The sequence below is a fragment of the Luteococcus sp. Sow4_B9 genome (assembly GCF_052116585.1).
Lineage (GTDB): Bacteria > Actinomycetota > Actinomycetes > Propionibacteriales > Propionibacteriaceae > Luteococcus.
The window spans coordinates 158,492-177,455 of record NZ_JBQKKT010000003.1 but is presented as its reverse complement, the minus strand read 5'-3'; the positions used below and the strand labels follow the sequence as shown (position 1 = coordinate 177,455).

Here is an 18,964-nt window from a genome sequence, read left to right as displayed (position 1 = left end):
CAAACCCACGCGAGGCACCAGCCCCCGCACGAGCTCCACGCCCAACGCCAGCACACGCAAGAACTCCCCGCCAGCAAGGCTGACGGGGAGTTCTGGTGCTACAGGGGTGCTGCTCAGGCCTTCTCGGCCGGCTTCACCTTGGTGGGGTCGATCAGGACGCCCGGGCCCATGGTGGAGGAGACGGAGATCTTCTTGATGTAGCGGCCCTTGGAGGAGCTCGGCTTCAGTCGCAGGATCTCGTCCAGGGCGGCGAAGTAGTTGTCCACGATCTGCTCGGCGTTGAAGGACGCCTTGCCGATCAGGAAGTGGAGGTTGGCGTGACGGTCCACACGGAACTCGATCTTGCCACCCTTGATGTCACTGACGGCCTTGGCGACGTCCATGGTGACGGTGCCGGTCTTGGGGTTCGGCATCAGGCCACGGGGGCCCAGGACGCGGCCCAGGCGGCCAACCTTGCCCATCAGGTCGGGCGTGGCCACGACGGCGTCGAAGTCGAGGTAGCCGCCAGCCACCTTCTCGATCAGCTCGTCCGAGCCAACCTCGTCCGCGCCGGCCGCCTTCGCGGCCTCGGCGTTGGCGCCATTGGCGAAGACAAGGACCCTTGCCGTCTTGCCGGTGCCGTGCGGGAGGTTGACCGTGCCACGGACCATCTGGTCCGCCTTGCGGGGGTCGACGCCGAGTCGCATGGCGACATCGATCGTCTCGTCGAACTTGGCCGACGCGCCAGCCTTGACGAGCTCGAGGGCCTGCTCCGGAGAGTAGAGCTCGTTCTCGTCACGCTTCTCGGCGGCGGCCATGTAGGCCTTGCTGCGCTTCATTGATCTGGTTCCTTACGTTTGTGTTGCAGTCAGCCTCGAGGGCTGATCCACCAGGTTCTGGTGCGGGCCGCGCAGGCCCTCCCAGGGGTGCCGCCCCAACTGCGGGCAGCGGGGAGCGTCACTCGACGGTGACGCCCATCGAACGGGCGGTGCCGGCGACGATCTTCATGGCCTGCTCGACGTCGTTCGCGTTGAGGTCCGGAAGCTTGGTCGTGGCGATCTCGCGCACCTGGTCAGCGGTGAGCTTGCCCACCTTGTCCTTGTGCGGAGCGGCGGAGCCCTTGCTGAGGCCAGCGGCCTTCTTGATCAGCTCGGCGGCCGGCGGGGTCTTCGTGATGAAGGTGAAGGTGCGGTCCTCGTAGATGGTGATCTCGACGGGGACGATGTTTCCACGCTGGGATTCCGTCTTGGCGTTGTACGCCTTGCAGAACTCCATGATGTTGACGCCGTGCGGGCCGAGAGCGGTACCGACCGGCGGTGCGGGAGTGGCTGCACCCGCCTGCAGGGCGACCTTGACGAGCGCCGCTACCTTCTTCTTGGGAGGCATGTTTGGGTCCTTTTCTTGGCTGGGCGACGCGGGATGCGTCGCCACTGGTCTTGCTGGGGGCCGAACTGGCGGCTCGGCCCGACGTGAACTGCCGTCAGATGCGAGCGATCTGCGGGAAGGTCAGGTCGACCGGGGTCTCGCGACCCAGGATCTCGACCAGGGCCTTGAGCCGCTGGCTGTTCACGTTGATCTCGGTGATGGTGGCGTGGACACCCGCGAACGGGCCGTCGACCACCTGGACGGAGTCGCCAACCTGGAAGTCGACAACCTCCACCTTCTTGCGCGTCCGCGGCGTCGGAGCGGTCTGCTCCGAGGCCACACGGGCGGCGATGGACGGGGTGAGCATGCGCTCCACCTCGTCGAGGCTCAGCGGAACCGGCGTCTGGCCATTGCCGACGAAACCGGTGACGGAGGGAGTGTGACGGACGGTGCCCCACGACTCGTCGGTGAGGTCCATGCGCACCAGCACGTAGCCGGGCAGCACGGTGCGCGTCACCGTCTTGCGGGCACCATTGCGGATCTCGACGGCCTGCTCCGTGGGCACGATCGTCTCGAAGATGTAGTCCTCCATGTTCAGCGTCTGGACGCGGGCGTCCAGGTTCTGCTTCACACGGTTCTCCATGCCGGAGTAGGTGTGGATGACATACCAGTCGCCGAACTTGGTGCGCAGCTCCTGGCGCAGCTCCTCGAGGGCAGCTTCCAGGGCAGCGTCGGCGTCCTCGCTGGACTCGGCCTCGTCCTCGTCGGTGGCCTCGTCCTCGTCATCGTCGAAGTGCAGCTCGATCTTGTCGGCCTCGTCGGCCAGATCGTCACCGAAGTCGAGGTTGAGCTCCTGCTCAGGCTCCTCGGTGTCCTCGATGTCATCGAGCTGGCCCAGATCGATTTCGACCTCGGGGGTCTCGTCGACGGACTCGTCGAATTCAGGATTGGTCACGTGATGTCTCCGTTGGTTTGACTGGGTCACTTGCCGAGGAACTTCAGCATGACCCAGCCGAAGGCGGGGTCAAGAAGTCCGACGTAGGCAACGATGAACAGAACGAACAGCAGGACAACCACGAAGTACTGGCTGAGCTGGGCACCCGTCGGCCAGATGACCTTGCGCAGCTCGTCGGCCGACTGTCCGACGAAGGCCACCGGCGTGGTGCGCTTGGGCTGTGCCGCAGCCGCCTTCGACGACTTCTTGGCGCTGGCACTGCGACCCTGGGGAGCTGCAGACTCGAGCTCCTGGGCCTTGGCCGACTGGCGACGCACCGGACGGGGCACGACGGGCTGGGCCGCGGCCTGCCCCTCAGCTGACTCGGAGGTCTCGACGGACCCGGCGGTCTCCACCGGCTCCGACTCCTCCGCCGCGCCCGCGGCGGAAGCCTCGGCGCGGCTGCGACGCTTGGGACGCGACGAGCGGGCCTGTGCGGCGAGTCGCTCAGCCGCCGCGAGCTGCTCCGGATCGTCGATCACCATGTCCTCGGGATCGGCGTGGCCGGGGGTGTCGTCCTGGACGGGCTCTCCGCGAAGCTCCTCGGCCTCGGGATCGACGATCTCGCCGGGGGCAACATCGTCGGTGTGGGCGGCAAGCTGCTCGCCAGAGGGAACGTCCAGGAATTCTTCCGGATCCGACTGGCTTGCGGCGTCATCAAAAGACTTGCGCGTCTGGTCGTCGGTCACGGTGTTCCTTCGTTCTCGCCTCTCGGCTTGCTCGGTGACCCTCTCGGATCGACGTGCTCGCCCCCACGAGCCTTCTGGACTGTTCGGCAGGTCAAGAGACCTGCTTCGCAGGGCAAGAGGGACTCGAACCCCCAACCTGCGGTTTTGGAGACCGCTGCTCTGCCAGTTGAGCTATTGCCCTTGGGTGGCGCTGAGCACCACCAAGATGAAAAGTGTAGGGCTTTTGGGCCCCGGAGTCGAACTGACTCCTACTTGGAGCCCCGGACGCGCGTCAACGCGGCCTGACCCACCAGTCCCACAGCGTACGGCAAGTCGTCCACCAGGTAGCGACGCGCCAGTCGGCGTGGCTCCTGCACCAGACGATGCAGCCACTCCGCGCCCACCTCCTGCAGCAGGGGGTGCGCCCGCGGCACCTCCCCCGCGGCCATGTCCAGCGCGCCGCCGCAGCCCATGAACCAGGTGGCGGGCAGGTGCTCGCGCAGGGCGAGGGCGACGCGGTCCTGCTTGGGGAAACCAAGCGCCACGAAGACCAGGTCCGGCTGCGCCTCCACCATCCGTCGGGCGAGCTCGGCCATGTACTCCGGATCCTTGTCGAAGCCCTTGGGCGGCGACTCGTGGCCCACCACCTGGAGCCCCGGGTAGGCCTTCACGAAGGTGGCTCCCGCACGTTCGGCGACGCCGGGACCGGCGCCCAACAGGAAGACCTTGCGACCCTCGCGGGCCGCGGCCTCCGACAGCTTCCACACCAGATCGGCACCCGTCACCCGCTCCGGCAGTGGCGTGCCCAGCAGACGGCTCGCCCACACCAGGGGCATTCCGTCGGCCACCACGGTGGTGGCCTCCGAGACCAGATCAGCATGCTCGGGGGCACGCAGGCGGAACATGATGTCCACATTGGCGGTCAACAGCAGACCACCACGCCCGGCGTCGAGTTCGGCCATCACGTGGTCCACCGTCCCCGCTTCGGAAAGCGCGTGGATCGGCACCCCGTCGAGCACGACGGTTTCGTGGCCAACCTGCCCAGAATTCATTTATGTCCCCCTGTGTCACGTCTACGGCCCTGCGCTGTAAGGAAATGAATCCACCAGGGCCGCGCCGATTCGAGACTACGGTAAAAAAGCTGAGAGCCGCTCGGTCAGGTGCCCCGGACGGCCGCCCTACAGGGGGAATGGACTAGGTCTTTCACGCTTCTGGTGGAGCCTCGGCAGGAATCGTACAGCCGACGAGGACCGGCTCCGGAATCAGCGTGACGCCATATTTCCTCGTCACCCCGCGCCTGACCACGCCCGCAAGTTCCATCAGGTCAGAGGTTGCGGCTCCTCCCCTGTTCGTCAAGGCCAAGGTGTGCTTCGTGGAAAGACTGACCTTTGCGCCAACAGTGAAACCCTTTTGGAAGCCCGCATGGTCAATCAGCCAGGCCGCCGAGGTCTTCACCCGCCCCTCGCCGGCCGGGTACCGAGGAGCCGCCTCCGGCAGCTGCTCGGCCTCCTGCGCGGTGAGGATCGGGTTGGTGAAGAAGCTGCCCGCACTCCAGGTGTCATGGTCGGACGGATCGCTCACCATCCCCTTGCCCGCACGCAGGGCCAGCACGGTTTCACGCACCAGGGTCATGTCAGCCCGCTGCCCCACCTGGATGCCCAGACGGTTGGCCAGCTCCTGGTATCCCACGGGGGCGCTCAGATTGCCCAGCAGCATCTGGAAGGTGACCTCCAGCACCACATAACGTCCCGTCGGGCCGCCGTCGGGCATGCGCGTCTGCTTGAAGACCGAGTCGCGGTAGGCGAACTGGCACTCCGGCGCCGTGAAGGTGCGCAACTCCCCCGCCACCCGGTCATAGGTGCGCACCCGGTAGATGGTCTGCGAGACGTCGCTGCCATAGGCACCGACATTCTGGATCGGGGTGGAGCCGACCAGCCCGGGAATGCCCGAGAGCGCCTCCAGGCCACGCCACTCGTTCGCGATGGCATGCGCGACGAAGTCGTCCCACACCTCACCCGCCGCCACCGTCACCACGGCCCCGCCGCAGTCCGAGACATCAGCCGAGATGCCACGCGTTGCCACCTTCACCACCGTGCCGGGGAAACCCTCGTCGCCGATCACCAGGTTGGAGCCGCCGGAGAGCACCAGCAGTGGCTCGCCCGCCTCATCGGCCTCGCGGACGGCCGCCACCAACTCCTGCTCCGTGGTTGCCACCACCATCCGACGCGCAGGGCCGCCCAGCCGCAACGTGGTGTGGTCGGCGAGCAGCGAGGAGACCTCACCCTGCTGGGGTGCCGGGCTCGCCGTTGACTCGGTGTGGGTGGTCTCGCAGCTCGCCGGCTCGGCGCCGGGTGTCAGGACGTCCGGGCCGTTGGACTCAGGGCCCTCGGAGAGGGAGGACAGATCAATGGGCAGGCTCACAGCGCCACCTCCACCTTCACGGCACCCAGCACCTTGTCGTCGTCGCTGGTGGCGGTCAGGGCCACGGTGGCCATACCGTCGCTGACTGCTGTCACGCTTCCACTGAAGTGCACGGGGGCTCCTTCGTCATTGTCGGGCACCAGAATCGGACGGGTGAAACGCACGAAATAGCTGGTGACGCGAGCCGGATCCTGGCACCAGTCGGTCACCACGCGCAGTGCGGTGCCCATGGTCCACATGCCGTGGGCAACCACGCCGTCGAGTCCGATCTGGCGGGCATGCCGATCGCTGAAGTGAATGGGGTTGAAGTCTGTGGAGGCACCCGAGTAGCGCACCACCTGCTCTCGGGTGATGTGCACGTCAAGGCCGGGCAGCTGGTCGCCGACGGCAACCTGGGCGGGATCGAAGCTCATGCCTGCTCCTCCTCGGGCCGGGTGTGGATCAGCTGACTGGTGGCCGTGCACAGCGCCTCCCCCTGGACGGTGCGCATCTCCACACCGACCGTGACCATGTCCGTGGTGCCGCGATTGCGCACCTTCTCGATGGTGAGCTGGGCCACCACGTCGTCGCCCTCCCGCATGGGGCGGTGCCAGACGAACTTCTGGTCTGCGTGCATGGTGCGCATCAGGGCCAGATCGAGCTCCTCGTCCTGGAAGAGGGCATCCCAGGCCTGCGCGCCGATCACGATCGCGAAAGTGGGCGGGGCGATGGGGTTCTCACCGGCGTAGGCGGGGTTCGCGTCGCCACCCTCCCGGCCGCCCAGCGCCGCGGCGAACTCGGCAATCTTGGCGCGACTGACGCGATACGGGGCCGTGGGCGGATAGCTGCGCCCGACGTGTTCAGGGGTGATCGGCATGCGGTCAAGGCTACCGGCCGTCGTCCGGCCCGGGTGGATGGCTGGCAGGTGGGGTTGTGGGGTGATCACCGCAGCCCCGCGTGGGATTGGCCCCCTTTGGCTCAGCCCCGCGTGGGTTTGGCCCCCTTTGGCTCAGCCCCGCGTGGGTTCCAACACCCCGCGCGCGCCCTACCCATCGCGAGCACACCAAACCCACGCGACGGCTGTCCCACGGGAGCGACGGCTGCCCCACGGGCACACCCCTACACCAGCCAACCCAGCAGCTCCCGCTCACCCGGACACCCGTCGGAGCCCGTGCGCACCCCAGCATTCCCACCCCAGCAGAAGAACGCCCGGCTCGTTCACCGTTGCCACACCAACGCCTCCCCCGACGTTCACCATGGATTGCTTGGCTGAGCCCTCCACCACGGCGCGGAGTACCCCGTCCGCGCCCCCACTCGTGAGGGGAACAACCTTGAACAGCAGCATCCGTCGCGGATCCGCCGGCCTGGCCGCAGTCGCCCTGGCCGTCAGCCTCGCCTGCACCGCGCCCGTCGCCCACGCCGACCGCTCCGACCGCGCTGGGCACCATCACGGCAAGCACCAGAACAAGGCGGCCGGCTCCTTCCAGCGCGTCTCCACCTTCCCGGCCTACCTCAACGCCAGCAAGGATGAGGTGGCGGTGGCCGAGATCTCCACCATCACGCCCGACGGCAAGACCGTCATCTACACCGACGCGGCCGGCAAGCGCATCGGCTTCGTGGACCTCCGAGACCCGGCCAACCCGAAGCCGCTCGGCACCGTCGCCGTCCCCGGCGAGCCCACCAGCGTCTACGCCACCGGCGACAAGATCCTGGTCTGCGTCGACAAGACCGACGGCAACTTCACCGATCCCAAGGGCAGCATGCTGGTCTTCGACCTCAAGAGCCGCGAGCTGCTGCGCGAGATCGACCTGGGCGGCCAGCCCGACTCCATCGACGTGAGCCCCGACGGCCGCTGGGCCGCCATCGCCATCGAGAATCAGCGTGACGAGGAGTTCACCCCCGAGGGCCTCGAGGAGGGCGACATCCCGCAGCCTCCCGCGGGATTCCTCGCGTCGCTGGAGCTCACCGCCGACGTTGCCGACTGGCAGGTCAAGCGCACCGACCTCACCGGTCTGCAGGGCATGGTGGCCAACACCGATCCCGAGCCCGAGTACGTCAAGTTCAGCCCCGATGGCAGCCGCGTCGCCCTGACGATGCAGGAGAACAACCACATCGCCATCATCGATCCCCGCGCCCAGAAGGTGCTGAACCACTTCAGCGCCGGCACTGCCACCGTCGACGGCGTCGACACCAAGAAGGACGGGGTCATCAACCCCACCGACAGCATCACCGCACCGCGTGAGCCCGACAGCATCGGCTGGGTGGACGGCCGGCACGTCGCCATCGCCAACGAGGGCGACTGGAAGGGTGGCACCCGCGGCTGGACCATCTTCGACGCCACCAGCGGCAAGGTCACCTGGGATGCGGGCAACAGCCTGGAGCAGGCCGTCATCGCCAATGGCCACTGGCCGGAGGGTCGCGCCGCCAAGAAGGGCGTCGAGCCCGAGGGCCTGGCAGTGGCCACCTTCAACGGCAAGCGCTACGCCTTCGTCGGCTCCGAGCGTGCCAATGTCGTCGCCGTCTACGACGTGAGCAAGCCCAGCAAGCCGCGCTACCTGCAGATGCTGCCCTCCACCAATGGCCCCGAGGGACTGCTGCCGGTGCCGTCGCGCAACCTGCTCGTGGTCTCCAGCGAGGTGGACGAGGCCGAGAACAACATCCGCGCCACCGTGCAGACCTACCAGTTCAGCCGCAAGGCCAAGCCCGCCTACCCGCAGATCAGTGCCACCCATGACATTGCATGGGGTGCCCTGGGCGCGCTGACCGCCGACCCCAAGAAGCCCGGCCTCCTCTGGAGCGCCACTGACGCCGCCTACAAGGACACCCGGATCCTGCAGATCGAGGCCACCGGATCGCAGGCCAAGGGCAAGGGCAAGCAGGCCCAGCCGGCTCGCATCACCCGCGAGATCCCCGTCACGAAGGACGGCAAGCAGGCCAGCTATGACGTCGAGGGCATCTGGCTGAAGCGGGATCGTTCCGGCTTCTGGCTGGGCGTCGAGGGCGCCAAGGGTCCCGAGAACATGCTCGTCGAGACCGACGCCAGGGGTGCCGTGCTCCGCGAGGTGACACTGCCCGAGGGCTACACCGCCAAGCTGGGCAAGCAGGGCATCGAGGGCATCACCGGCACCGCCGACGGCTCCGTGCTCTACGTCGCCATGCAGCGCGAGGCCAAGGGCGAGGACGTCACCCGCATCGGCCGCTATGACGTGAAGGCCGGAACCTGCACCTTCTACGGCTACCAGCTGGAGAGCACCGACGTCGAGGGTGACTGGATCGGCCTGAGCGAGATCCACCTGCTCGACCAGGACACCCTCGCCGTCATCGAGCGTGACAAGCTCAATGGTCCCGACGCCAGCATCAAGCGCATCTACACGGTGGACATCAAGGGCAAGGGCGTCGCCGACGGCCAGCTGCTCCCGGTACTGGCCAAGGAACTGGCCGTCGACGTCCTGCCGCACCTGCAGGCCACCAAGGGCTGGACCCAGGAGAAGTTGGAGGGAATGACCGTCGACGCCCGGGGTGACCTGTACGTCATCACCGACAATGACGGCGTCGACGACAACAATGGGGAGACCGTCTTCCTCAACCTGGGCCGCAAGCTGAAGGGCTGACCCAGCCGCTGCCCCTTGGAGATGGGGCAACATGCGGGCTCCCGGACCATGGTCCGGGAGCTCGTTGTTGTCCCGGGGGGGCCGGCGGACCTGGTCTCCCGCTCGTCTCGCGTGGGATTGGAACACCCAGCCCCGCCCTCGCGTGGGTTCCAACACCCCGCGTGCGCAATACCCGTCGCGAGACCACCAAACCCACGCGACGCGCAAACACCGGGCCGCCTGGAGCCCCCAGCACTGACCCCGCGTGGGATTGGAACACCAGCACTGATCCCGCGTGGGTTCCAACACCCCGCGTGCGCAATACCCGTCGCGAGACCACCAAACCCACGCGACGCGCAAACACTGGGCCCGAGGGACACCGGGCCAGGGAGCCCCCCAGACCAGTGAAAGCACCAACCCCACGCGCCACTCCCGCCACCCCCCCGCCGCTGGACGACGCAGAACCGGCCGCCACCCATGACGGGTGACGGCCGGTTCTGAAGTTCAGTAACTGCTCAGCGGGTCTCGCGGTGAGCGGTGTGGCTGCTGCACTTGGGGCAGAACTTCTTCAGCTCAAGACGATCTGGGTCATTGCGACGGTTCTTCTTGGTGATGTAGTTGCGCTCCTTGCACTCGGTGCAGGCAAGCGTGATCTTGGGACGAATGTCCCCGCCCTTCTTGGCCATGTTCGTTCCTTCGTGTGGAGCGTGGTCTGCCTGTGGCAGAGGTGGATCTATCTTGGTAGCGGAGGCGGGAATCGAACCCGCGACACAGCGATTATGAGCCGCTTGCTCTACCCCTGAGCTACCCCGCCATGTTGCTCGCGAACCTGTTCGGTTTCCCGAGCCGCTGGGTCAACGGCCGTCCGTGAACAATCAGAGCCCCCAAGCAGAATCGAACTGCTGACCTTCTCCTTACCATGGAGACGCTCTGCCTACTGAGCTATAGGGGCGTGCCGAGGATTCAGCTTAGTACAGGGCTTTCGTCCTGCCAAATCTGACTCTCTGGCCAGTCTCCCGATCAGGACTTCCTGCTCCGGGCGACCCGCAGAACTTTAGAGGAAGTTGCGTCACCAACACAAATCGGCGTCGCGTCGGCGATTCCCAAAACCACTCCCACCAGCGGGAGAAGAAAGCCATCGGCCAACCCCTCCCGGGCAGCGGGTCACGCGGCAACCCCATCCCATACCCGAAAGCGGCCCGGACACTCTGGCCAGCGTCCGCCCCTTCGCCTAGCCTTTCACCATGAACTGGCCCTCCAGCGCCGCCAGTGATCCCGCCCAGTGGGAGGCCGATGTCGTCCTCGCCGACGGTGGGATCGCGCAGCTGCGACCAATCACCCCCGAAGACCGCGACGCGATGGTCGCCTTCTACTCCCGCGTCTCCGAACAGTCCAAGTACCTCCGCTTCTTCGCCGCCCACCCGACGCTGAGCGAGCAGGAGCTCGAGGAGTACACCAACCCGGACAACCGTGACCGGGTGGCCATCCTGCTGGCCGTCGACGAGGAGATCGTCGCCTTCGCCCACTACGAGGTGATCGAGCAGTTCCTCCCCCAGCGGGTGGCCAATGTCGCCTTCCTGGTGCAGGACGACCAGCAGGGCCGCGGCGTGGGCAACATCCTGCTGGAGCACCTGGCGCAGATCGGGCGCGAGTGCGGCGTCGAGCGTTTCACCGCGGAGATGCTCACCCAGAACCGACGCATGGTGCAAGTCTTCACCCGTGCCGGCTACTCCGTGCGGCCCGAGCTGAGCGACGGCTGCATCCTGGTGGACTTCCCGCTGGAGGCCACCGAGAAGTCGCGCGAGGTGATGGAGCAGCGCGAACACAAGGCGGAGAGCAATGCCATCCGCGGCCTTCTGACCCCCCGACGGATGGCCGTCGTCGGGGAGGTCTCCCAGGTGAGCCCGATCATCAGCTCCATCGCCGACGTGGGTTACCGCGGCGAGCTGCTGGTGGTGACCACCGCCGACAGCTCCACCGAGAGCCACGAGCGCAGCCTGCGCCAGATTTCCGGCGACATCGATCTGGTGGTGGTTCGGGCCGGCGTCGACGGGCTGGAAGAGCTGATCGTCGAGGCGTCGGAGAAGAATGCCCGCGGCATCCTGGTGCTGGCCGGCACCAGCCCCGCCCCGATCGGCCAGGAGGACGCCCGCCAGCTGGTCTCCTGGGCGCGCACCCATGGGCTGCGGGCGCTCGGCCCCACCGCCCTGGGCCTGGTCAACACCGATCCGGAGGTCTGCCTCAACGCCTCCCCCGCCCGACGCCCCCGACGCGGCGTGGTCGGCCTGTTCACCCAGACCGCCGGCGTGGCCACCATCGTGCTGGCCCGCGCCCAGGAGCTCGGCATCGGCCTGTCCTCCTTCATCGCCACCGGCGCCTTCGCCGACGTCACCGGCAATGACGTGATGCAGTACTGGACCGACGACGAACGCACGCGCGTCTGCCTGCTCTCGCTGGACTCCGTCGGCAACCCGCGCAAGTTCTTCCGCGTGATGCGACGCCTGGCACTGACCAAACCCGTGGTGGTGTTCACCCCGTCGCGTGCCCTGAACTCCGCCCGCAATGACCAGTTGGACCTGCCCAGCGCGCCGGCCAAGGCGCTGGACCAGGTGATCAACCAGACCGGCGCCATTGTGGTGAGCCGACGCGACACCATGTACGACATCGCGCAGCTGATCGCCCGCCAGCCCATTCCCCGCGGCCGGCGCGTGCGCGTGATCGCCAACTCGGGTGGGCTGGCGCACCAGATGGCACAGGCCGCCATCCGCTTCGGGTTGGAGCCCGGCGATCCCGTCGTCGTGCACGACCAGCCCGCCGCCGAACAGCTGATTGCCCGCACCGCCGAAGCCGCTGCCAGCGGCGAGGTGGACGCCGTGGTGAGCGCCGTCGTGGAGGTGGCCGACCCCCTGCTCGACGAGGTGCACCGCGGCCTGACCGAGATCGCCAGCACCAGCCCAGTGCCCGTCGTGGGTGTCTTCGTCGGCTTCCGGGACGCCCCGATGCGCACCGACGGCGACGACGGGATGGGTCAACTGCCCACCTTCACCCACTACGCCGACGCCCTGCAGGCCCTGGCGTTGGTGGTGGAGAACGAGAACCACCGGGAGCGCCAGCGCAGCGCCGGCGAGCAGGACGCCCTGCCGTCGGGCGACACCCGCCGTGCCCGCGCCATCATCGAGGAGATCCTGGCCGATGCCCCCGAGGGTCGCTGGGCCACCGACGCCGAGTGCGCCGAGATCCTGGATGCCTACGGCCTGACCCTGGTGCCGTGGCGGCCTGTCACGAGCCTGGAGCAGGCCGTCGCAGCGGCCGAGGAGCTGGGCTGGGACGTCGTCCTCAAGGCCACCGCCTCGCTGGTGCGTGGACGTCCCGAGCTGGCCACCAATTTCTTCCACATCGAGGATGCCGAGGGCATGGAGCGCGCCTGGGAGTCGCTGGGCCGCACCGCACAGGACCTGGGACTCACCGACGGCCTGGACCCACTCGAGCTCAAGCCGGTGGTGCAGACGACGATGGCCACCGGAACCTCGCTGACCGTGCGCGGGCTGGAGGACGCCGTGCTGGGCCCGATGATCAGTGTCGGGGTGGCCGGGCCACCGTCGGACCTGCTGGGCGACATCGCGTGGGGCGTCCCACCCCTGCACCCCCGCGACGCCCGTGCCCTGCTGGACGACCTACAGGCCGCGCCCCTGCTGCACGGCTACCGCGGCTCGCGGCCCGTGGACATGGATGCGATCAGCGACGTGCTGGTGCGGCTGGCCCTGCTCAAGGATGACCAGGCGGCGCTGGCCGAGATCGAGCTGCAGCCGGTGATCGCCTCCCCCGGCGGCACCGCGATCGTCGGCGGGCGGATGCGGATCGTCCCGATGCCCGTGGAACGTGACCCTCTGGCCAGGCGCGCCACATGAGTGCCCCCACCCTTCCCCCGGCCGCTCCCCCTGGCACCCGCCCCGTCCTGGTGCACGACGGTGTGCTGACCGAGTACAGCTTTGGAGACACCCACCCGATGGGGCCGGACCGGGTGCGACTGGCGATCGAGCTGGCCGACCACTGCGGCGTGCTCGACCAGTACGACCTGGTGGCACCCCGCGAGCCCAGCGACGACCTGCTGCGGTTGGTGCACTCCGACGAGTACGTCCAGGCGCTGCACGACGGCCAGGAGCACCCCGAGCTGGGCATCGGCGGGGAGGACAATCCCGTCGTGCCAGGGTTGCCGGACGTCGCCTCCCGGATTGCCGCGGCCACCACCACCGCCGCGGAACTGGTCTGGACGGGCCGGGCACGCCGCGCCGTGAACGTGTCCGGCGGGCTGCACCACGCCATGCCGGCCCAGGCTGCTGGCTTCTGCCTCTACAACGATGCGGCCGTGGCGATCGCCTGGCTGCTGGACCAGGGCGCCCAGCGGGTGGCCTACCTGGACCTCGACGCACACCACGGCGACGGCGTGGAACAGGCCTTCTGGAATGATCCGCGCGTGCTGACCATCTCCGTCCACGAGACGGGGCTGCACCTGTTCCCCGGCACCGGCTTCGCGCACGAGATCGGCGGGCCGGACGCCTTCGGCACCGCCGTGAACGTGCCGTTGCCGCCGGACGCCTGCGACCTGCAGTGGCTGCGCGCCATGAATGCCGTCGTGCCACCCCTGCTGGGCGCCTTCCGCCCGCAGATCCTGGTGACCCAACACGGCGCCGATCCGCACCGCAGCGATCCGCTCACCCACCTGCCGATCACCATGGACGCCATGTCCATCTCCATGCGCCAGGTGGGCGTGTGGGCGGAACGCTATGCCGGTGGACGCTGGGTGGCCGTCGGCGGCGGAGGTTACCGTCGCGACGCCGCCGCCCGGGCCTGGACCCACCTGCTGGCGGAGGTGGCGGGCACTCCCGTCGATCCGACGATGCCGACCCCGAAGGACTGGGCCAGCCGGCTGCGCGACGAGGGCTGCCCCACCATGGGCGACCCCGACGCAACCATCAGCACCAGCATCCTGACCACGGACAAGATCTATCCCGACGAGCCGGACCCGGCCCTGGTGGCCACGTCACGGGCGGTCTTCCCGTGGTGGGGGCTGCAGCCCTACCACTGAGCGAACGCGACGACGCCCCGGCCTGCACGGCAGATCCCTGCACGGCAGGCCGGGGCGTCCCAACGCGGCCACACCCGCGAGGGATCCTCAGCGAGGCGGCATCCGCAGTCCACCGTCCAGGCGGATGGTCTCCCCATTGAGGTAGTCGTTCTCCACCAGCGAGCCCACCAGCGCGGCGAACTCCTCGGGCTTCGCGAAGCGGGCCGGGAAGGGCACGCGGGCCTCCAACTCGTTCCGGAAGTCCTCATTGATGGCCTCCATCATCGGCGTCCACACCACGCCCGGCGCGATGCTGTTCACCCGGATGCCCTGACTGGACAGGTCACGCGCCGCGGAGATGGTGAGCGAGTGCACGCCACCCTTCGACGCGGCATAGGCAGCCTGGCCCACCTGACCCTCGAAGGCGGCCACCGACGCGGTGTTCACGATCACGCCGCGCTGACCGTCCTCGTCGACGGGCTCATTGCCAGCCATCGACGCGGCCGCGTGGGCCAGCACGTGGAAGGTGCCCACCAGGTTGACCGTGATGGTGGTGGCGAACAGGCCACCGTCGTGCACCCCCTTGCGTCCGACGATGCGCGCCGAGGGGCAGATGCCCGCGCAGTTCACGGCCACGCGCAGCGGCGCCCGCCCTGCGGCCTCCTCAACGGCAGCCTGCACGGCCTGCTCGTCGGTGACGTCGACGGCGACATAGGTCACGTCGGGATGGGCCTGTCCGGCCTGCTGCATCTTCTCGATGCCCGACGCCAGGTCGAAGGCCGTGACGGTCATGCCCTTGGCGGCCAGGTGCGCTGCGGTGGCAGCGCCCAGACCGGAGGCGCCGCCGGTGACGATCGCACCGGCAGGGCCCAGCTGTGCCAGATCCATGGTTCTTCCTCTCCTGCTGTGGTGGGTGGTGGGGCTCAGACGAAGCTGCTCAGACGAAGCTGCTCACACGAAGCTGCTCACACGAAGGCCGAGACGCCGGTGATGGCGCGGCCGACGATCAACGAGTTGATCTCATAGGTGCCCTCATAGGTGAACAGGATCTCCACGTCATTGAAGAGCTTCGACATCTCGTGGCTGGTGATGATGCCGTTGCCGCCCAGCAGACCCCGACCGGCGGCGGCCGACTCCCGGGCCAGCCGGGTGCTGGTGGCCTTGACCATGGCGGCGTGCGGCATGTCGAAGCGGCCGTCCTCCTGCAGCCAGGCGATCTGGGACATCATCGCCAGCGAGGCCGAGGCATTGCCGACGATGCGGGCGAGCTGCTCCTGCACCAGCTGGAACTTGGCCAGCTTCTTGCCGAACTGCTCACGTCCCAGGGTGTACTCGCGGGCGCAGTCAAGGATGGCCAGCTGCACGCCGGCTCCCTGCCAACCGACCCAGGCACGGGAATTGCGCAGCATCTCGTTGGTGGCGGCAAAGGAGGCGCACCCGGGGATCAGGTTCTCGTGGGGGATGAGCACGTCATCAAAGGTGATGTCCGCGTTCTGCATGATGCGCAGACCCATCTTGTTCTCGATCTTGGTGGCCTGGAAGCCCTCACGGTCGCTCTCCACGATGAAGCCCTTGACCGAGCTGTCGGCCACGTCCCGGGCGAAGACGATCGCGAAGTCGCAGAACGTGCCACCGCCGATCCAGCGCTTCTCACCGTTGATCACCCAGCCCTCGTCGGTGCGGGTGGCCGACGTGGCCAGGCCGCCCGCGATGTCGGAGCCGTGGTCGGGTTCGGTCAGCGCAAAACAGCCCACCTTCTCGAAGCGACGAAGACCCGGCAGCCAGGTCTGCTTCTGCTCCTCGGACCCAAGCTGGTTGATCAGGTCCAGCACCAGCTCGTTGTGGATGCCCACCAGCGCGGACAGCGAGACGTCGGCGCGGGTGACCTCCGCATAGGCCAGGCCCTTGAACAGGCGGCTGGCACCGGAGAACTCCAGCTCGCCCAGACCGTACTCGGCCAGCTTGGGCAGCAGGTCGAAGCAGAACTCCTCGCGGTCCCAGAAGGGGCCGACGACGGGGCGCACCTCGGACTGGAGGAAGTCGTGCAGCTGCTGCAGACGCTCCCGCTCGGCGGGCTCCAGCCTGTCTGCCACGTGAAGCAGGTCGGCGTCGGGGAAGGGGATCTGGTGGGGCTGCTTGGTGCTGGTGGTCTCGCCGCGCACTACGGGTGGCATGATTCTTTCCTCTCGGTCGTAAGGAGCGCCCTTGCACCCCACGTGGGAATTCGGGTCTCACCGCAGGTCCTGATCTGTGCGACGCGAGCCACACAGTACGATCATTGCCTGTACCGTACTGCCGAATCGCACCCAGGGGAAGCCCTGGCGTGAAAATTGTCACACCGCCGACCGGATGGAGAAGCACCGTGAGCGAGCCCGCCACCAACACCCCACTGGCCACCCCCCGCCAGCGGGAGATCTTCGAGGCGCTGCTCACCCACTTCCTCGCCGAGGGATTTGCAGACTTCACCATGGACGGCGCCGCGCAGCGGCTGCACTGCTCGAAGTCCACGCTCTACTCCCTGGGCCGCACCGGCGACGACGTGATTCGCCGCGTCCTGGTGAGCTTCTTCCGAGAGGTGGCCCGTCGAACCGATCTGGCACTGACCACCCATCGCTCGCCCACGCTGGCCATGGAGGCCTATTTCGACGCCATGGCGGCAGCCATGGAACCCGCCTCCCCCGCCTTCATGCGCGACGTGGCCACCACCCCCCTCGCCCGTCGCGTCTACGAGACGAATACCCGTCTGGCCACGGAGAAGATTCGCAGCCTGGTGGAACGCGGCATCCAGGAGGGCGAATTCCGCAAGCTCCCCGTGGACCTGACAGCCCACTTCATCGAGGTGATGCTGGAGCACATCCAGCAGGGCGGCGTGACGGCCACCACTCCCTCGCAGGCCTACGCCGAGCTGGGCCAGCTGGTGCTGCGAGGCATCCAGTCGAGCTGAGCACCACGCCGGCCGACCAGCACCCACCACCCCGTCCTACAACCGGACGCCGGACAAAATTGTCCAGAATTCCTGCCGATTGGGTCTCGCATTTAGTTTGAGATCCAAGTAGAGTCCATGTGACATAGATCACAGTGGCAGTGCCGCCACGCCTCTCCACCGTCGGACAGGAGCATCATGACCGCCAACAGCACGGCCACCGAGCAGTTCAAGGCCGCCCGCGACCACCTCGTCAGCCTGCAGCACGACTACGACGCCGCGCGCGCCAGCTTCGAGTGGCCCCGATTCGAGGAGTTCAACTTCGCCCTCGACTGGTTCGACCACCTGGCCACCGAACCCGACTCCCGAGACCGCCTCGCCCTGGTGATCGCGGACCAGGACGGCCCCGAGACCCGCCGCACCTTCGCCGAGATGAGCGAGCGCAGCAACCAGCTCGCCAACTGGCTGCGCGGTCTGGGCGTGAAGCGCCAGGACCGCGTGATGATCATGCTGAACAACCAGGTGGAGCTGTGGGAGAGCATGCTCGCCTGCATCAAGCTCGGCGCCGTCATCGCCCCCACCACCGTCATGCTCGGCGCCGCCGATCTGGACGACCGCACCGAGCGGGCCGAGATCAGCTGGGTCATCGCCAATGTCGGTGACGCCGCCAAGTTCGCCGACGTGCCGCGCGAGCTCACCGTCATCCAGGTGGGCGAGGGCGAGGCCGCCCAGGACAAGCACCCCACGCACTTCTTCGCCGACTCCTTCCAGGCACCCGTCGAGTTCAGCGCCGACGCGCCGACCAAGGCCGACGAGACGCTGCTGCTCTACTTCACCTCCGGCACCTCCTCCAAGGCCAAGCTGGTGGAGCACACCCACACCAGCTACCCCGTCGGCCACCTCACCACCATGTACTGGATCGGCCTGGAACCCGGCGACGTGCACCTCAATGTCGCCGCGCCCGGTTGGGCCAAGCACGCGTGGAGCAACTTCTTCGCCCCGTGGATCGCCGGCGCCACCGTCTTCCTCTACAACTACGGCCGCTTCGACGCCAAGGCCCTGATGGCCCAGATGAGCAAGGAGGGCGTCACCAGCTTCTGCGCCCCGCCCACCGTGTGGCGGATGCTGATCCAGGCCGACCTGAGCCAGATGACCAACCCGCCCAAGAAGCTCGTCGCCGCCGGTGAACCGCTGAACCCGGAGGTCATCAGCCAGGTGGAGAAGGCCTGGGGCACGCAGATCCGCGACGGTTTCGGCCAGACCGAGAGCTCGCTGCAGGTGGGCAACTCCCCCGGCCAGCCCGTCAAGTCCGGCTCGATGGGCCGTCCGCTGCCCGGCATGGACGTCGTGCTGATCGACCCGGCCACCGACGAGATCGGCGACGTCGGCGAGATCTGCCTCAAACTGGACCCCCGCCCCGTCGGCCTCACCCCTGGCTACTACGGCGACCCCGACCGCAATGCCGACGCCTTCCGCGACGGCTACTACCACACCGGTGACATCGCCGAGCGCGACGAGGACGGCTACCTGACCTACGTCGGCCGCAGCGACGACGTCTTCAAGGCCAGCGACTACCGCCTCTCGCCCTTCGAGCTGGAATCGGCCGTCATCGAGCACCCGGCCGTCGCCGAGGTCGCCGTCGTCCCGTCGCCCGACCCCATCCGCCTGGCCGTGCCCAAGGCCTATGTGGTGCTGGCCGCGGGACACGAGCCCACTGCCGAGACCGCCGAGTCGATCCTCAAGCACTGCCGTGAGACGCTTGCCCCGTACAAGCGCATCCGTCGTCTCGAATTCCACGACCTGCCCAAGACCGTCTCGGGCAAGATCCGCCGAGTCGACCTGCGCAAGCGCGAGAACGAGATCCACGCCGCCGACGGTGGCGCTGACAAGGCCAGCACCGAGTTCGCGGACACGGACTTCCCGTCGCTGCGAGGCTGAGCCAGACATCAACGAAGGACCGGGATCCCGCCCGGGCATCCA

Annotated in this window: 16 protein-coding genes and 3 tRNA genes; 5 read left to right on the top strand and 14 right to left on the bottom strand. The window is 67.8% G+C overall.

The features are described from left to right. Positions 1-113: 113 nt before the first annotated feature. The 9 genes from rplA to ACTQ49_RS03385 all read right to left on the bottom strand — a co-directional run bounded on the left by rplA (position 114) and on the right by ACTQ49_RS03385 (position 6,283). Complete coding sequence (rplA, locus tag ACTQ49_RS03425; RefSeq protein WP_441826438.1) at positions 114-818, bottom strand: 50S ribosomal protein L1; 705 nt, start codon at positions 816-818, stop codon at positions 114-116. Between the two features lie 118 nt (positions 819-936). After that, positions 937-1,365: a 50S ribosomal protein L11 gene (rplK, locus tag ACTQ49_RS03420; protein ID WP_420174524.1), complete on the bottom strand. Its 429-nt coding sequence runs from the start codon at positions 1,363-1,365 to the stop codon at positions 937-939. 94 nt (positions 1,366-1,459) lie between these two features. Further along, positions 1,460-2,299, bottom strand: coding sequence for a transcription termination/antitermination protein NusG (gene nusG / locus ACTQ49_RS03415; protein WP_441826437.1), 840 nt, complete (start codon positions 2,297-2,299; stop codon positions 1,460-1,462). Between the two features lie 26 nt (positions 2,300-2,325). Further along, complete coding sequence (secE, locus tag ACTQ49_RS03410) at positions 2,326-3,027, bottom strand: preprotein translocase subunit SecE (protein ID WP_441826436.1); 702 nt, start codon at positions 3,025-3,027, stop codon at positions 2,326-2,328. 108 nt (positions 3,028-3,135) lie between these two features. After that, positions 3,136-3,208, bottom strand: a tRNA-Trp gene (locus tag ACTQ49_RS03405). Positions 3,209-3,275: 67 nt separating this feature from the next. Continuing rightward, positions 3,276-4,058 carry a WecB/TagA/CpsF family glycosyltransferase gene (locus ACTQ49_RS03400; RefSeq protein ID WP_441826435.1) on the bottom strand — a complete coding sequence of 261 codons (783 nt, stop codon included), beginning with the start codon at positions 4,056-4,058 and terminating at the stop codon, positions 3,276-3,278. 151 nt (positions 4,059-4,209) lie between these two features. Beyond that, entirely contained in the window at positions 4,210-5,364 is a 1,155-nt protein-coding gene (locus tag ACTQ49_RS03395; RefSeq protein WP_441826509.1) for a UDP-N-acetylmuramate dehydrogenase, read from the bottom strand. A 59-nt stretch (positions 5,365-5,423) separates the two neighbouring features. Continuing rightward, entirely contained in the window at positions 5,424-5,840 is a 417-nt protein-coding gene (locus ACTQ49_RS03390) for a MaoC/PaaZ C-terminal domain-containing protein (protein ID WP_441826434.1), read from the bottom strand. Further along, positions 5,837-6,283 carry an FAS1-like dehydratase domain-containing protein gene (locus ACTQ49_RS03385; RefSeq protein ID WP_441826433.1) on the bottom strand — a complete coding sequence of 149 codons (447 nt, stop codon included), beginning with the start codon at positions 6,281-6,283 and terminating at the stop codon, positions 5,837-5,839. Before ACTQ49_RS03385 ends, ACTQ49_RS03390 begins: the two co-directional genes overlap by 4 nt. Positions 6,284-6,737: 454 nt before the next feature. On the opposite strand from ACTQ49_RS03385, the gene ACTQ49_RS03380 reads away from it, so the two are divergent. Then, positions 6,738-9,017 carry an esterase-like activity of phytase family protein gene (locus ACTQ49_RS03380; protein WP_441826432.1) on the top strand — a complete coding sequence of 760 codons (2,280 nt, stop codon included), beginning with the start codon at positions 6,738-6,740 and terminating at the stop codon, positions 9,015-9,017. A 494-nt stretch (positions 9,018-9,511) separates the two neighbouring features. Here ACTQ49_RS03380 and rpmG read toward each other — a convergent pair whose 3' ends face one another. From rpmG to ACTQ49_RS03365, 3 genes are all read right to left on the bottom strand, one after another. Then, positions 9,512-9,682 carry a 50S ribosomal protein L33 gene (gene rpmG, locus ACTQ49_RS03375; protein WP_343885101.1) on the bottom strand — a complete coding sequence of 57 codons (171 nt, stop codon included), beginning with the start codon at positions 9,680-9,682 and terminating at the stop codon, positions 9,512-9,514. A 53-nt stretch (positions 9,683-9,735) separates the two neighbouring features. After that, positions 9,736-9,810, bottom strand: a tRNA-Met gene (locus tag ACTQ49_RS03370). A gap of 65 nt (positions 9,811-9,875) precedes the next feature. Then, positions 9,876-9,948: transfer RNA gene (locus ACTQ49_RS03365), tRNA-Thr, on the bottom strand. Between the two features lie 292 nt (positions 9,949-10,240). Between ACTQ49_RS03365 and ACTQ49_RS03360 the strand changes: the two genes are divergently transcribed. Further along, positions 10,241-12,904 (top strand): GNAT family N-acetyltransferase, encoded by a 2,664-nt coding sequence (locus ACTQ49_RS03360; protein ID WP_441826431.1) that lies wholly within the window; start codon positions 10,241-10,243, stop codon positions 12,902-12,904. Further along, positions 12,901-14,082 carry an acetoin utilization protein AcuC gene (locus ACTQ49_RS03355; RefSeq protein ID WP_441826430.1) on the top strand — a complete coding sequence of 394 codons (1,182 nt, stop codon included), beginning with the start codon at positions 12,901-12,903 and terminating at the stop codon, positions 14,080-14,082. Before ACTQ49_RS03360 ends, ACTQ49_RS03355 begins: the two co-directional genes overlap by 4 nt. 87 nt (positions 14,083-14,169) lie before the next feature. Here the strand turns inward: ACTQ49_RS03355 and ACTQ49_RS03350 are convergent, their stop codons facing one another. Beyond that, positions 14,170-14,949 carry an SDR family NAD(P)-dependent oxidoreductase gene (locus ACTQ49_RS03350; RefSeq protein ID WP_441826429.1) on the bottom strand — a complete coding sequence of 260 codons (780 nt, stop codon included), beginning with the start codon at positions 14,947-14,949 and terminating at the stop codon, positions 14,170-14,172. 77 nt (positions 14,950-15,026) lie between these two features. Next, the gene (locus ACTQ49_RS03345; protein ID WP_441826428.1) at positions 15,027-16,235 is read right to left on the bottom strand and encodes an acyl-CoA dehydrogenase family protein; all 1,209 of its coding nucleotides are present in this window, start codon (positions 16,233-16,235) and stop codon (positions 15,027-15,029) included. Positions 16,236-16,423: 188 nt separating this feature from the next. Between ACTQ49_RS03345 and ACTQ49_RS03340 the strand changes: the two genes are divergently transcribed. Both ACTQ49_RS03340 and ACTQ49_RS03335 read left to right on the top strand, forming a co-directional pair. Further along, positions 16,424-17,005 carry a TetR/AcrR family transcriptional regulator gene (locus ACTQ49_RS03340; protein ID WP_441826427.1) on the top strand — a complete coding sequence of 194 codons (582 nt, stop codon included), beginning with the start codon at positions 16,424-16,426 and terminating at the stop codon, positions 17,003-17,005. A gap of 177 nt (positions 17,006-17,182) precedes the next feature. After that, positions 17,183-18,922, top strand: coding sequence for an AMP-binding protein (locus tag ACTQ49_RS03335; protein WP_441826426.1), 1,740 nt, complete (start codon positions 17,183-17,185; stop codon positions 18,920-18,922). Positions 18,923-18,964 lie beyond the last annotated feature (42 nt).

What these genes read in the sequence shown, in the direction of transcription:
- ACTQ49_RS03350 (WP_441826429.1), bottom strand. Translation starts at nt 14,949, where the DNA reads ATGGATCTGGCACAGCTGGGCCCTGCCGGTGCGATCGTCACCGGCGGC.
- ACTQ49_RS03345 (WP_441826428.1), bottom strand. Translation starts at nt 16,235, where the DNA reads ATGCCACCCGTAGTGCGCGGCGAGACCACCAGCACCAAGCAGCCCCAC.
- rpmG (WP_343885101.1), bottom strand. Translation starts at nt 9,682, where the DNA reads ATGGCCAAGAAGGGCGGGGACATTCGTCCCAAGATCACGCTTGCCTGC.
- rplA (WP_441826438.1), bottom strand. Translation starts at nt 818, where the DNA reads ATGAAGCGCAGCAAGGCCTACATGGCCGCCGCCGAGAAGCGTGACGAG.
- ACTQ49_RS03360 (WP_441826431.1), top strand. Translation starts at nt 10,241, where the DNA reads ATGAACTGGCCCTCCAGCGCCGCCAGTGATCCCGCCCAGTGGGAGGCC.
- rplK (WP_420174524.1), bottom strand. Translation starts at nt 1,365, where the DNA reads ATGCCTCCCAAGAAGAAGGTAGCGGCGCTCGTCAAGGTCGCCCTGCAG.
- ACTQ49_RS03335 (WP_441826426.1), top strand. Translation starts at nt 17,183, where the DNA reads ATGACCGCCAACAGCACGGCCACCGAGCAGTTCAAGGCCGCCCGCGAC.
- ACTQ49_RS03355 (WP_441826430.1), top strand. Translation starts at nt 12,901, where the DNA reads ATGAGTGCCCCCACCCTTCCCCCGGCCGCTCCCCCTGGCACCCGCCCC.
- ACTQ49_RS03390 (WP_441826434.1), bottom strand. Translation starts at nt 5,840, where the DNA reads ATGAGCTTCGATCCCGCCCAGGTTGCCGTCGGCGACCAGCTGCCCGGC.
- ACTQ49_RS03400 (WP_441826435.1), bottom strand. Translation starts at nt 4,058, where the DNA reads ATGAATTCTGGGCAGGTTGGCCACGAAACCGTCGTGCTCGACGGGGTG.
- ACTQ49_RS03385 (WP_441826433.1), bottom strand. Translation starts at nt 6,283, where the DNA reads ATGCCGATCACCCCTGAACACGTCGGGCGCAGCTATCCGCCCACGGCC.